This is a genomic window from Mucilaginibacter sp. P2_A5 (assembly GCF_056404995.1).
Genome location: NZ_JBFUCY010000004.1, coordinates 164,785 through 179,163 on the forward strand (window position 1 = coordinate 164,785; position 14,379 = coordinate 179,163).

The window sequence follows — 14,379 nt, forward strand, 5'->3', positions numbered from 1 at the left end:
ATCTAATTCAAGCAAATCTGGATAAAGGAACCAGAGCCTAATTTTAACTTTCAATCATCTGCACATTTGAAATCTGAAATCTGCACATCTGCAAAACAAACCACCCTACAACACCGTCTTTACAATGGCTTTTTGTATTTTTACCGCTCAATTTAATTATGGAAAATAAACCCATAGCCCGCAAACTTCGTTTACTATCGCAACTCATGGAATTGCATGAGGTTAACCCGTTTAAAATTAAGTCGATAGCTAATGCCGCTTTTAAGGTTGATAAGCTGCCGTTCCCTATAGCCGGTAAAACACTGGCCGAACTGGAAAAGGTTGATGGTATTGGCAAAAGCATAGCAGGCAAAATCATCGAGCTTTTTGAAACCGGCACCATGGCCGAAATGGAAGAAATGCTTGCCCAAACCCCCGAGGGCGTGGTTGAGATGATGCATATTAAAGGTATTGGCCCAAAAAAAGTTGCTGTTATATGGAGGGAACTGGGGATTGAAAACACCGGCGAGCTATTTTATGCATGTAACGAAAACCGCCTGATTGAGGCCAAAGGTTTCGGACTAAAAACGCAGGAAGAGATTCGTAAAGCCATTGAGTTCAGGATGGCCAGTAACGGAAAATTCCTGTTTGCCCAGGTAGAAAAAGAAGCAAATGAGCTGATGGACATGGTAAAATCCGTTTTCCCCGGCGCCCTAAAGCATTTCGCCGGTGAGTTCAGGAGGTTAAATGATATCATTACCGAAATTGTGATTGTGATTGGCAGCATAGACCAGCAAATTGCTTACGATGCTTTTTTAGCATCTGATATTATACAGAATGTAGCACAGAATGAAAACCATATTTCGGGCGAATTAAATAATGGCTTGCTGGTTGATATTGTTTGTGTAGAAAAGGGCAATTATTACTTAGAGTTATTTAAAAATACCGGTACCGACGATCATGTGCAAGCAGTTTTAGAGCGGATTAATACGCCGCTTCAACAGCCGGAATCTGAAGAATTAATATACACTAAAGCGGGCCTGGCCTGGATGCAGCCCGAACTGCGCGAAGGCACCACGTTTATTGAAAAGGCCGAAACAAACACCCTGCCAACGCTTATAAACTGGCACGATTTAAAAGGCAGTCTGCACAACCACAGTACCTGGAGCGATGGCGTTAACACGGTTGAAGAAATGGCGCTATACTGCCGTGATACCCTGAAATTGGAGTACCTGGGGATGTGCGACCACAGCAAGAGCGCCTTTTATGCCAAGGGCCTGACCATTGAACGTGTACTACAACAACAGGAAGAGATTGACCACCTGAACAAAAAGCTGGATGGCTTTCATATATTCAAAGGTATTGAATCGGATATTTTATATGATGGCTCACTGGATTACCCGGACGAGATATTGAAAAAGTTCGATTTCATCGTGGCATCGGTACACTCCATATTAAAAATGGATGAGGGCAAAGCCACATCAAGGCTGATAACCGCCATTGAAAACCCATACACTACCATACTTGGCCACCCTACCGGCAGGCTGCTGCTAAGCCGTAAGGGTTACCCCATTAATTATAAAAAGGTAATTGACGCCTGCGCCGCCAACAACGTAGTAATTGAAATAAACGCCAACCCGCTAAGGCTTGATCTTGACTGGCGCTGGCACCAATACGCCCTGGAGAAAGGTGTTATGCTATCCATAAACCCCGATGCCCACCGGCTGGAAGGTCACCTGGATATGCATTATGGCATTTTAGCAGCCCGCAAAGGCGGTCTGTATAAGGAAATGTGCCTAAACGCGTTATCGTTACCAGAGATTACAAAGGCCTTTGATAAGAAGAGGGGTAGTTGAAGGTGAAAGGCGAAAGGTAAAAGGTAAAAGGCGAAAGGCGAAAGGTGAAAGGTGAAAGGCGAAAGGTGAAAAGCAAATGACAGCGCAGCGAATGACCAATGACAGCGCAGCAAATGACCAATGACAGCGAAGCAAAATGACCAATGACAGCGCAGCGAATGACCAATGACAGCGCAGCGAATGACCAATGACAGCGCAGCGAATGACCAATGACAACGAAGCAAATGACCAATGACAGCGAAGCGAATGACCAATGACAGCGAAGCGAAATGACCAATGACAGCGAAGCGAAAAGACCAATGACAGCGAAGCGAAAAGACCAATGAACTAATGAACCAGTGAACTAATGAACCAACTAAAAGATAAAGTACACGCTATACAATCGTCAGGTGCAAAGCCCAAAATACTGGTTATAGGCGATTTGATGGTTGACCATTATATAATAGGTGGCGCCACAAGGCTTTCGCCCGAGGCGCCGGTGCCTATAGTGAATGTAAAAAAAGAAACATATACGCTTGGTGGCGCCGGGAATGTGGTGCAAAACCTGGTATCCCTTGGCGCGGGTGTTACCGTAGCCGGTGTAATTGGCGATGATGATGCCGCAGCCCGGGTATTTGATATACTAACAAGCGAAGGCGTAGAAACCCATACCATTATCAAAGACAATAACCGCCCCACTACGGTTAAAACAAGGGTATTGGCGGGCAGTCACCAATTGGTAAGGGTGGATAGGGAAGTTACAGACACCGTTTCAATAGCTATTGAAGATGAGCTTATTGATAAATTAGGCGATTATATTGAACAGGCGGATATGGTGATATTGTCTGATTACAACAAAGGCCTTTTTTCGCCCACATTAACTCAGCGGGTTATCATCGAGGCTACTAAGCACGGTAAAAAAGTAATAATTGACCCTAAGGGGCTCAATTACGAAAAGTATAAAGGTGCATTTATCATTAAACCAAACCGTAAAGAACTGGCGGAAGCGGCCAAAGTGGAAAAAATAAATTCGATAGAAAGCCTGCAGGAAGCATCAAAAGTTATTTTTGGGCAAACGGGCACTGAATATATTGTGGTTACGCTATCCGAAGAAGGTATGGTAATATTGAGTGAGCTGTCGTACAAATCGTTACCGGTAAAAGCTACCGAAGTATTTGACGTAACCGGCGCGGGCGATACCGTTTTGGCAACTATGGCTTATTTTATAGCTTCGGGATTGTCTGTTGAAGAAGCGTGTGAACTGGCCAACCACGCCGCCGCTATTGTAATACGCCATGTAGGCAGCGCAACCACAACTATCGATGAGATAATTAAGGATATAGATAGGAGCTGAAAGCCAGAGGCCCAAAGCAGAAAGCTTTTTTAGCACAAGAAAAGAGGATCTCAAACAGACAACACAAAATTCAAAACTATAACATGGTTTTAAAAGAACTTATAGATCATCAGCACACTATACAACTGGTAATTGATACACTGCAAGGTGATATTGAAACAGCCTGCGAAATGATGACCACTACTTTAAAAAACGGCAATAAGATTTTATTTGCCGGCAATGGCGGCAGTGCTGCAGATGCACAACACCTTGCGGCCGAATTAACCGGACGATTTGTAAAGGAACGGAAAGCCTTGCCAGGAATAGCTTTAACGGTAGATACTTCGGCAATGACTGCCATTGCCAATGATTACCATTACGATAGGGTGTTTGCACGCCAGGTTGAGGCATATGCCAAACCGGGCGACCTGTTTATCGGCATATCTACCAGCGGCAATAGCCAGGGAATTTTAAATGCCTTTGAAACTGCTGCTCAATACGGCTGCAAAACTTTAGGATTATCCGGCCGGGACGGCGGTAAAATGAACGGTATTTGCGATTTAAATATTGTAGTACCATCAAACACCACCGCCCGCATCCAGGAAATGCATATCCTGATAGGCCATATTATGTGCCAGGCGGTTGATAATATGTTTGATTAAAAAATCGTATAGGCACCTATTTGAGCCACCCGCCAAAAAAATTAAAATGATGAGAATCGATCTCGAAAAAACACTTACCGGAAAGATCAACGATTTGCCCACGCTTAAAAGCCTGGTGCAAAGCTGGCAAAGCGAAGGAAAAAAGGTGGTATTTACCAATGGTGTGTTTGATTTACTGCATATAGGCCACATCACCTACCTGGCCAAAGCTGCCGAACTGGGCGATAAGCTGATCATCGGGCTTAATGCTGATAGTTCTGTAAGGCGCATTAAGGGCGAAAGCAGGCCGGTTAACGACCAGAACACCCGCGCGGCAATATTAGCAGCTCTGTTTTTTGTAGATGCCATAGTAGTTTTTGAGGAAGATACCCCGCTCAATTTAATCAGCACACTCTTGCCCGATTACCTGGTAAAAGGTGCAGATTACTCAGTAGAAAACATTATTGGTGCTAAAGAGGTGATTGCCAATGGCGGCGAGGTTAAAACCATTAATTTTGTAGAGGGCTATTCCTCAACCTCGATAATAAATAAAATCAGGAACCAAATTTCCTGATACCGCAGCGATATGAAGATACTGGTGATCCGCTTTAGCTCGATGGGTGATATTATATATACCACACCCGTTGTACGTTGCATCAAAAAGCAGGTACCCAATGCCGAAGTTCATTTTTTAACCAAGCCGGCGTTTAAGTATATTTATGACAATAATCCTTATGTTGATAAACTACTGCTGCTAAAACCATCGCTATCAGATACCATTAACGAGATTAAGGCCGAAAAATACGATCACATCGTAGATTTGCACAACAACCTGCGCACCACCATTATTAAATTGCGTACGGGTATAAAAGCCACAACCTACAAAAAGCAACCTATAAGGAAATGGCTCAGCTTAAAGTTTAAACTAAAGCTGATAGCCCCAACCCACCTGGTTGACAGGTACCTGGAAGCAACAAAGCCTATAGGCGTTATTAACGATGGTCAGCCAATTGATTACTATGTTAAGGCGGAGCATGAGCTAAGTAAATTATTGCCCGCATCGCATCAAAACGGCTATATCGCCTTCGTTATTGGGGCAACGCATTTCACCAAACGGATGCCGAATGAAAAAATCATCAGTATATGCAGCCAGCTTAAATTGCCGGTTGTACTATTGGGCGGTAACGATGTTAAAGCCAATGGCGATATTGTTGCCTCCGCCATCGGCGCAAATATTTATAATGCCTGTGGGGTAACCTCGCTGGATGAATCGGTTTACCTGGTATCCCAAGCCCAAAGTATTATAGGTTTTGATACCGGCCTCACCCACATTGCCGAAGCTTTCAGCAAACCAATTGTATCTGTTTGGGGCGGCACCGTACCCGAGCTACTGGGCGTACAACCCTATATGGTTAAAGAGGTGCTGGTTGCGGGCATCGACCTGGATTGCCGCCCATGCTCAAAATTTGGGTTGGAGAAATGTCCGCTCGGGCATTTTAAATGCATGAATGATATGCCTGAAGGTGATATTATCAGTTTTGTAAACAGGTAAACTTTATTATCAGTGGCTGTAATATCACTGGTTGATATTACGTAAGGTTTAAATATTATCTATTATTTAAAACCTTATCCATGAAAAAGATACTCCTCTCACTATTATTATCTGTTTTATCGCTGAGCGCCATTGCGCAAAATCTTGAATTTGGCGTCAAGGGTGGCGCTAACTTTGTGAAAACAAACATACCATCGCAATATAAAGATGATCCGCTTGTTTCAGGAAAAACGCTAACTACTTTTTCGGTTGCTGCATTTATGGACTTTAAATTTGGCAATTTTTCATACCAGCCTGCGGTAAGTTTTACCGGAAAAGGCAGGCAGGTGTTTTATAAAGGACAAGAGGCCGACGGTATAGATGTTACCGAAAAAAACAATTTATATTATTTACAGGTACCCATGAATATAATTTATCGCTTACCTATTACAATAGGGAATTTGTATGCAGGAGCTGGCCCTTATGTAGCAGTGGGTTTATCAGGCAAAACAAAATATATAACCTCCGCTACTACCGAAACTCATGATATTAAGTTTGGCAACAACGAAGCAGATATCAAACCGACCGACTTTGGTGCGGATATAATAGCTGGCCTTAAGTTAAAAAATGGCTTGTTAATAGGATTAAACTATGATTTGGGACTAACAAATATCTCCAACAACAAAGGAGACAACATAAAAAATCGCGCTCTGGGAGTTTCCGCAGGCTTCGTATTTTAATAGTTGAATGAGAATACAAAAGAAAAGCCATCATTAACGCCCCTTTTTTTATTTGGTATTATTTATACATTTGTTTTAACCTGTAAACCATTTGCTGCTACATGAAGAGAACCTTTCTTGCCTTGCTTTTATCTTGCCCGTCGTTAGCCGCTTTCGCGCAACTGCCTGCTATCGGTATCAAAGGCGGTGTAAATTTTGTAACCATGCAGGCATCGGGCACGCAGACTAATGTAATTGCCGGCACAAATACTATAGCTAACAATGGCTCTGTAACATCTTTTAATTTCGGCGTTTTTGTTGATGTTAAACTCGGCCATTTCTCATTGCAACCAGCCGTCAATTTTACCGGCAAAGGCGGCACATTCAATGGCTTTACCGGTACCTTCCCCAACGGATCAAAAAGCGAAGTGGATACCAAATACAATTTGTATTATATACAGGTTCCGGTAAACCTTGTGTACCACGTACCGTTTGTGGCAGGTGATTTTTACCTGGGCGCGGGCCCCTTTGTAAGCATGGGGATTTATGGCAAAAAGAAACAATCGGCCGACAATGATAACAATGGCACACATACCACAATATCATCAAGCGATAAAATCACATTTGGCGATAACGGCGATATCCGGTCGGACGAGTACGGCGCAGGCGCTATTGCAGGTGTTAAACTTAAAAGCGGCCTGCTCCTTAATTTAAATTACGACCTTGGCTTATCAAACATAGCACCTAACAATTTAGGTTATAAACTTAAATCACGCGTTTTTGGCGCTTCCGTGGGCTTTGTTTTTTAAGCCTTCTGGCCAAAAATATCAAACAAAAGGTTGCGTTATTACTTTAATAAACTAAACATAAAATACCCGGTAAATCCGTTTTGTCATGAAAAAATTGCTGCTCATCCGCCATGCCAAAGCCACACATGAAAGTGGCTACGTTGATTTTGAACGACCATTAAAGCAGGCGGGTAAGGAGGATGCCATGCTGATGGCATCGATACTGAAAGGGCAATCCATTATACCGCAAATAATAGTAACCAGCCCGGCCCTGCGCACGCAAACCACAGCCGATATTTTTACCGCGCAACTGCAACTGCCCAATGCGGGCACAGATAAAAGGATTTACGAAGCCAACGAATATACCTGGGTAAAAGTGATTAACGGCCTGCCAAACGAGTACGATTTTATTGGCGTTGTAGGCCATAACCCAGGCATTAGCCAGGTATTATATTACCTTACCGGCCAGTACCGCGATTTGCCAACCTGCGCCGTAGCCCTCATCACTTTTGATAACGACACCTGGGAATCCATCAGCAGCGAAGACGGACATTTAACCTTTTTTGATTCGCCGAAGGGGTGAAGAGGTTGTAGGTTGTACGTTATAAGTTGTACGTTAATTTGCACAATATAAAAAACGGATAACGTAAAACGTCCCACGTACAACGTAACCCTAATTCACTCTATAAGTTTTCCCCGGCAAACTGCGGATGTAGCCCTGCATTTCCATGTTGAGCAGGTTCATGGCCAGCGAGCTCATGGGCATGTTTGCTTTTATGGTAAGTTCATCAATAGCCAGCGGGGCTTTATGTTGTTGTAAAATATCAAATATCAGGCTTTCATCTTTAGTTAAATCAAGCGGTAGCGCAAACTGTTCGGTGGGTTTCAGGTTTTCGTCTTTTTCCCAGCCGAGGCTAAAGGCCAGGTCGGCCACGCAAGTAAGCAGGGCCGCTTTATTGTTGCGGATCAGGAAATTACATCCTTCAGAATATACATCATCCAGCCTGCCCGGAAATGCAAAAACATCCCGGTTATAGGAATTGGCAATTTCGGCGGTTATCAGCGCGCCACCTTTAAGCCCAGCTTCAATCACTACCGTAGCATCGGCCATACCGGCCACAATCCGGTTTCGCTGGGGGAAGTTTTCCCTGTCGGGGATGGTACCTGATGGATACTCGGTAAGCAGACCACCATTTTCGAGCATTTTTTCGGCAGTTGCCCGGTTTTGGCTGGGGTACATCCTGTCGAGGCCGTGGCCCAGTACCCCTACTGTGGGTACATTTAGCCGCAGGCACTCTTTATGGGCGGCAACATCAATGCCCAGGGCAAGGCCGCTTGCAATCAAAACGTTGTATTGCTGTAATTCTTCTATCAGTTGTCTGCATAATTGCTTGCCGTAATCGGTAGCGTTGCGGGTACCTACTATACTGATCACCTTGGGCATGTTAAGCTCCATTTTGCCCCTACTATATAATAGTATAGGCGAATCGGCGCAGTTTTTTAATCGTTTGGGGTAACGGGCATCGGTGTAAAATATCAGTTCGATGCCATGTTTAGCGGCAAATTCCAGTTCTTTTTCGGCCAGGCGCAAGGCTGCATTAAAATCCCATTGTACTGCCCGTTTCTCGCCAATACCAGGTATAGAAGCCATTTTTAAGGGCGATGTTCTAAAAACCTGCTCGGCACCGCCCAAATACGCCATCAATGATTTAGCCGCAACCGGGCCTAAGTTTTTAACAAATGATAAAGCGGCGCCGTGCAAAGTGGTCATTTATATGTGCAGATTAAGTATCGATGTGCAAATTTCAGATGTGCAGATATGCAAATTAAAACCCGCTATCGATACCACGAATATACAAATCCTAAAAATATTAGCAAAATTAATTTCGATGTGCAGATTTCTGAACCTGAATTCACCGAATTAATTGAATTAGTCGGATTTTAAAATTCTGAAAATTCTTTAATTCGGTAAATTCAGATTCAGAAAATTCTTTCGTCTGCACATCTACTCCCCTCATCTGCACATTTGAAATCTGCACATCTGAAATCTATTTTTAAAAAACTACAAAAATAGTTTGCAAACTATAAAAATAGTTTTACCTTTATCTAACTATAAAAATAGTTTGCTATGAATGTTAAAGAACTAACCAAAGCCGAGGAGCAGATTATGCAAATCCTGTGGCAATTAAAGGAAGCTATTGTAAAAGATATCATTGAGCAAATGCCCGATCCTAAGCCAGCTTACAATACTGTATCAACCGTGGTGCGGGTGTTGGAGGGTAAAGGGTTTATCGATCATAAAGCATATGGCAACTCGCACGTTTACTTCCCGCTTATCAGCGATGATCAGTACAAAAAATTCACGTTTGATAAGATGATGAAAAACTATTTCAGCAACTCGTATCAAAGCCTGGTATCGTTTATTGTTGACGAGAAGAAGATCAGCGTAAAAGAACTGGACGAATTAACCTCACTGATTGATAACCTTAAAAGCAAAAAGCAATCATGAACTGGCTACACTACCTACTGGAAGCAAACATATACCTAGCCGTTTTTTACGCCTTTTATTGCCTGTTTTTAAATAAAGAAACACATTATACCCTTAACAGGGTGTACTTGCTATTAAGCTGCACAATGGCATTTATTTTACCGTTAATACAAGTAAGTGCCCTGAGGCCCCCGACCGAAAGTGCACAACAAACTTATATTACCATTGCCGCTAACAACCAAAGTAACACCGCACCTGCGCTGGTAAACTACCAGCCGCCGGTAAGTCATTTTACCGTGCAGGATGCCATTTTGTACCTATATATAACAGGTATTGTGGTAATGACCTTGCTGCTACTTATCAAAATTGGTAAGCTCATTAAAATGACCACCAGGGGTAACACCATACTGAATGATAAATACAAGTTAGTAGGTATCGAAAGTTCAAACACTGCTTTTTCATTTTTCAATTACCTGTTTATCGGCACAAAAATAAACGGCAGTGATACCATCATCCGGCATGAACTGGTGCATATCAAACAAAAACACTCGGCCGATATTATTTTCATGGAGATTTTGAGGATCATCAACTGGTTCAACCCCATTATTTACCTTGTGCAGATAAGCCTTAAAACCGTTCACGAATATATTGCCGACGAGCAAACCGCCGCGCATGAAACCGATGCCATCACCTACTCGTCGTTCCTGGTTGATAATGCTTACGGCATAAACGGCTCATCCATTACACATTCATTTTTCAATTATAATCTACTTAAAAAGAGAATCATTATGTTAAACCAAAAACGTTCGGGAAACCTAGCAAGGCTAAAATACCTGGTGGCTGTACCTATTTGCGCCGGGATGCTTTGTGCATCAACATTGGCGTTCAGCAAAAATTACGCTCTGATTGACCTTGCGCCGGAGCACAATCAGCCGGCATTGCCAACCTTGGCCGATAGCGTACCTAAAGTAAAATTGGGACAAAATAACATCCATTTGCAACCTCCGCCGCCACCCATTTCTGTTAAAGACAGCTACGTTGACTTATTTAATTATTTAAATAAAACTATAATCTATCCAAAAAATGAATTAACAAACAACCAGGCCGGCTTGGTAGCCATTAGCTTCGATGTTAAAGCCGAAGGCAAAATTACCGATATCAGCATTACCAAAAATGCCGGTGCAGCGTTTAACCAGGAAGTTTTACGAGCCATAAAATCGTATCCCGGCGCCGTTAATGAAACACTGGGCAGGCATAAAATGATAGTTTATTTTTGTACCGATTATTACAAATTCATAAAAACAGCTGATGCCGCCGAACTAAAAGCGTCGGATTACGACTTTAGCCTGATGGTTTTTGGAACCAACAAATACCCCTTTATGGCCCCCTATAAAACCAATAAAAAAGCGACAAACATTCCTGCTGCTCAGGTTGTAATTAATGATGCCACCAAACTCCCCCCGCCACCGCCGCCCGCTCCACCGGTTGGCATGCAGGCCGATACACCGATCCGCACAACAACCGACGCTTTTTACAAATATGTGGCCAAAACCGTGCGATATCCGGCAGTTGAACACGATAAACATATAGGTGGACGAGTGATCATTGCATTTAACATTGTTGACGGTAAAATCACCGACCCTAAAATTACCAGACCGCTTACCCCGGCAATGGACGGAGAAGTTTTAAGATCTGTTAAAGCGTTTAATGGTTCGCTTGATCTAAAGCCCGGTTATTATTCGATGCCATTGTCTTTTAGTTTGGTTGATAGCAAAAACAACCAGGTTGCTTACTTGCCAAAGACCACGGCCGCAGATAATCCGACACCAAAAGTGGATGTTTATATTACACCAAAGCCATCCATTCCTTTAGATGAAATTGCTGTGGTAGGTTACGTAAATGATTGATCAAAGGTATTTTCCCGATAATAAACCTATAAACACAACCCAATGAACTGGCTGCATTACCTATTGGAGGCAAACATTTACCTGGCTGTATTTTATGCAGGTTACTGCCTGTTTTTAAATCGCGAAACGCATTATAACCTTAACCGGATATACTTGCTGTTAAGCTGTATCCTATCATTTGTACTGCCCGTTATCCAGGTAGGTGCGTTAAAACCAGCAGAAAAGGTGACGGAAATTACCGCAGTAAACCATGCTGCCACGGCCCAGGCTCTACTAAGCACTGAGCCGGCCGGCGTGCTGCCCGGTATAGTTCATCATCTTACCTGGCCCGATGTTTTATGGTGTGTTTATATTACCGGCACAGCGGTAATGATGATATTACTGGCTATCAAACTATTCAGGGTGGTAAGCCTGACCACATCAAGTAAAACATTGCTTGATAATAAATATAAGGTGATAGATATTAAAGATGCAAACATGGCCTTTTCCTTCCTCAATTACCTGTTTATCGGTACAAAGGTTACGGGCAACAAAACTATCATCAGGCATGAACTGGTGCACGCCAGGCAAAAACACTCGCTGGATATCATTTTCCTGGAAGTATTGAAAATCATCAACTGGTTTAACCCGCTCATTTATTTAATTCAAATGAGTATCAGAACTGTTCATGAATACATTGCCGACGAGCAAACTGCCACCCAGGAAGGTGATGCTATCACCTACTCCACCTTCCTGGTTAATAATGCTTACGGCCTTAGCGGGCCGACCGTTACTCATTCATTTTTCAACTATAATTTATTAAAAAAGAGGATAATGATGTTAAACAAAAAACGTTCAGGAAAATTAACAAGGCTAAAATACCTGGTAGCACTACCGGTTTGTGCGGGATTACTTTGCGCATCAACATTGGCGTTCAGTAAAAATTATGCCTGGATAAAAATACTTCCCGATATTAAAGATGTAGCAGCAAGCAATGTGTCGAATATCGGAAAAATGGTGAATGATTATTTAGATAAAAACCTGCTGTATCCTGAAAATGCCCTAACCCGAAATCTGCCTGGTAATATCACCTGCTTAATTAATATAGACGACAGCCATCATATTAGCGCTGTTAAAATTACCGAAAGCACCAGCCCGGAGTTTTACCAACAGGTATTTAAGTGCTTAAATAGCTGTAAAAAAAGCCTTCCGGCCAAGGCGGGAACTTATGCCTTATACATTCAGTTTGTTATACAAGGGCCAAAAACGTTTTATGCGGTTGAAGGAAAACAGAAAATAGAACCATACCCTTGCATAGTGAACACTACTCAACTTGGCTATTCGAAAACGCTTAAAGCTGGCAAGCAAAACCTGGTACTATAAATATTAAAACCACAACCCTATGAACTGGCTGCATTATCTGTTAGAAGCAAATATTTACCTGGCTGTATTTTACGCTGGTTACTGCCTGTTTTTAAATCGCGAAACGCATTATAACCTTAACCGGGTATACTTATTGCTGAGTTGTGTGCTATCGTTCGTACTGCCTGTCATCCAGATAGGTGCTTTAAAACCAACGGAAAAGGTTCAGGAAATTACCTTGGTAAGCTCCCCTGCTAATTCGGCCACTGTGCCGCCAGATGCAGCTGATTACATCACCTGGGACAATGCCTTATGGGCTGTTTATATTGTTGGGATATCGGTGTTGGCTTTATTACTGGTTATCAAGTTGTTCAAACTGGTAAACCTAACCACATCGGGTAAAAGGCTTATTGATAATAAGTACAAGCTGATAGATGTTGAAGATGCAGATACAGCGTTTTCATTTTTTAACTACCTCTTTATCGGCACCAAAACCAGCGCCAGCGATATTATTATCCGGCACGAGCTGGTACACATCCGCCAAAAACACTCGTTTGATATTGTTTTTATCGAGGTTATCAAAATTATCAATTGGTTTAATCCTATCATTTACCTGTTGCAAATAAGCCTTAAAACCGTACATGAGTATATAGCCGATGAGCAAACCGCTGCGCATGAAACAGATGCGCTGGCCTACTCGTCGTTCCTGGTCAACAATGCTTACGGGCTCAATGGCTCGTCAATCACGCATTCATTTTTCAATTATAATTTGTTAAAAAAGAGGATCATTATGTTAAATCAACAACGTTCGGGCAATTTAGCAAGGCTAAAATACCTGGTGGCCGTACCCATATGTGCGGGGATGCTTTGCGCATCAACATTGGCGTTCAGTAAAAATTATGCCTTTATTGACCTGGCCCCAAAAGCTGCAAAGCCAGTCCTTACATCGCCCAAAACAGCGACAGCCGATACATCTAACCGCAAGATAAGAACAAGGGCCACTACATCAAAAGGCTATGCATATGATGAAACCGGCTACCTTATTAACAACAAGACCGATTTCAGGGTAATTATTACCGATAAAAACGGCGATCAAAAAGAGTTTTACAAAAGCAAGGCAAAACCAACAGAACTGGCTATGCTGAAGGAAAAATACGGTTATTCGTTTCCTAAAATGATGATCTACCCTAAACTTCCGCCACCGCCGCCCATGCCACCCGGTGCCCAGCCAGACATGGACAGAATGCCGCCCCCACCGCCTCCTGCACCACCAAAACATGGCGCCAAAAACCTGCGCATTCCGCCCCCGCCACTACCAACCCCACCGGCTGAAGGAGCTGATGTGAACAGGACGCCACCGCCTCCTCCGCCTGCGCCTCCGGTTGTGTCAAGAGATATAAACAAAATGCCGCCACCACCACCGGTACCGCCAGTTAGATCAGAAGATATAAACAGAATGCCGCCGCCAGTACCTCCTGTTTACTCAAAAGATACGGTTGGAATGCCTGTAGCGCCTCAACCCGGCACACAGCCACTATCACCAAAACCTGCTAAAACGTTGAAGTTGAAACCAGTATCGGCAACCCTCTATCCAAAAGTTACAGGGTTAAAACCTATTAAATTGAAGTTAAAACCGATATCGGCAACCCTCTACCCGAAACCAGCTCCAGTTGTATCCCCCGCTGAGGCTACACCGGAGGCAAATTAGCCATCAGAGAACAAACTAATTACCCTCAAACCCAATGGGGCAAAAATTGCTGAACGGTAAAATCCGCTTCGGCATTTTTCTGTGTAAAGCCGCTTTTCTTTTTTGTTAC

Annotated in this window: 13 protein-coding genes; 12 read left to right on the forward strand and 1 reads right to left on the reverse strand. The window is 43.0% G+C overall.

Translation table 11 applies throughout. The features are described 5' to 3' along the window. Nucleotides 1-158: 158 nt before the first annotated feature. From AC1DXF_RS05210 to AC1DXF_RS05245, 8 genes are all read left to right on the forward strand, one after another. Nucleotides 159-1,835 (forward strand): helix-hairpin-helix domain-containing protein, encoded by a 1,677-nt coding sequence (locus AC1DXF_RS05210; protein WP_477446822.1) that lies wholly within the window; start codon nucleotides 159-161, stop codon nucleotides 1,833-1,835. Nucleotides 1,836-2,181: 346 nt separating this feature from the next. Next, nucleotides 2,182-3,168 carry a D-glycero-beta-D-manno-heptose-7-phosphate kinase gene (gene rfaE1, locus AC1DXF_RS05215; protein WP_477446824.1) on the forward strand — a complete coding sequence of 329 codons (987 nt, stop codon included), beginning with the start codon at nucleotides 2,182-2,184 and terminating at the stop codon, nucleotides 3,166-3,168. Between the two features lie 83 nt (nucleotides 3,169-3,251). Beyond that, nucleotides 3,252-3,809: a D-sedoheptulose 7-phosphate isomerase gene (locus AC1DXF_RS05220; RefSeq protein WP_477446827.1), complete on the forward strand. Its 558-nt coding sequence runs from the start codon at nucleotides 3,252-3,254 to the stop codon at nucleotides 3,807-3,809. Nucleotides 3,810-3,855: 46 nt separating this feature from the next. Beyond that, nucleotides 3,856-4,362 (forward strand): D-glycero-beta-D-manno-heptose 1-phosphate adenylyltransferase, encoded by a 507-nt coding sequence (rfaE2, locus tag AC1DXF_RS05225; protein ID WP_477446829.1) that lies wholly within the window; start codon nucleotides 3,856-3,858, stop codon nucleotides 4,360-4,362. Nucleotides 4,363-4,374: 12 nt separating this feature from the next. Then, entirely contained in the window at nucleotides 4,375-5,340 is a 966-nt protein-coding gene (locus AC1DXF_RS05230; RefSeq protein ID WP_477446831.1) for a glycosyltransferase family 9 protein, read from the forward strand. Nucleotides 5,341-5,420: 80 nt separating this feature from the next. Then, nucleotides 5,421-6,059, forward strand: coding sequence for a porin family protein (locus AC1DXF_RS05235; protein ID WP_477446833.1), 639 nt, complete (start codon nucleotides 5,421-5,423; stop codon nucleotides 6,057-6,059). A gap of 101 nt (nucleotides 6,060-6,160) precedes the next feature. Beyond that, entirely contained in the window at nucleotides 6,161-6,847 is a 687-nt protein-coding gene (locus AC1DXF_RS05240; protein WP_477446835.1) for a porin family protein, read from the forward strand. An 85-nt stretch (nucleotides 6,848-6,932) separates the two neighbouring features. Continuing rightward, nucleotides 6,933-7,409, forward strand: coding sequence for a SixA phosphatase family protein (locus tag AC1DXF_RS05245; RefSeq protein ID WP_477446837.1), 477 nt, complete (start codon nucleotides 6,933-6,935; stop codon nucleotides 7,407-7,409). Nucleotides 7,410-7,499: 90 nt separating this feature from the next. Here the strand turns inward: AC1DXF_RS05245 and dprA are convergent, their stop codons facing one another. Beyond that, nucleotides 7,500-8,597: a DNA-processing protein DprA gene (gene dprA, locus AC1DXF_RS05250; RefSeq protein ID WP_477446839.1), complete on the reverse strand. Its 1,098-nt coding sequence runs from the start codon at nucleotides 8,595-8,597 to the stop codon at nucleotides 7,500-7,502. 357 nt (nucleotides 8,598-8,954) lie between these two features. Here dprA and AC1DXF_RS05255 point away from each other — a divergent pair, with 357 nt between their 5' ends. From AC1DXF_RS05255 to AC1DXF_RS05270, 4 genes are all read left to right on the forward strand, one after another. After that, nucleotides 8,955-9,335, forward strand: a complete 381-nt coding sequence (locus AC1DXF_RS05255) for a BlaI/MecI/CopY family transcriptional regulator (protein ID WP_147052154.1) — start codon at nucleotides 8,955-8,957, stop codon at nucleotides 9,333-9,335. A 125-nt stretch (nucleotides 9,336-9,460) separates the two neighbouring features. Then, the gene (locus AC1DXF_RS05260; RefSeq protein ID WP_477446841.1) at nucleotides 9,461-11,221 is read left to right on the forward strand and encodes a M56 family metallopeptidase; all 1,761 of its coding nucleotides are present in this window, start codon (nucleotides 9,461-9,463) and stop codon (nucleotides 11,219-11,221) included. Nucleotides 11,222-11,263: 42 nt separating this feature from the next. Next, nucleotides 11,264-12,583, forward strand: a complete 1,320-nt coding sequence (locus tag AC1DXF_RS05265) for a M56 family metallopeptidase (protein WP_477446843.1) — start codon at nucleotides 11,264-11,266, stop codon at nucleotides 12,581-12,583. Between the two features lie 19 nt (nucleotides 12,584-12,602). Beyond that, on the forward strand, nucleotides 12,603-14,270 hold the full coding sequence (locus AC1DXF_RS05270; protein WP_477446845.1) for a M56 family metallopeptidase: 1,668 nt from the start codon (nucleotides 12,603-12,605) through the stop codon (nucleotides 14,268-14,270). Nucleotides 14,271-14,379 lie beyond the last annotated feature (109 nt).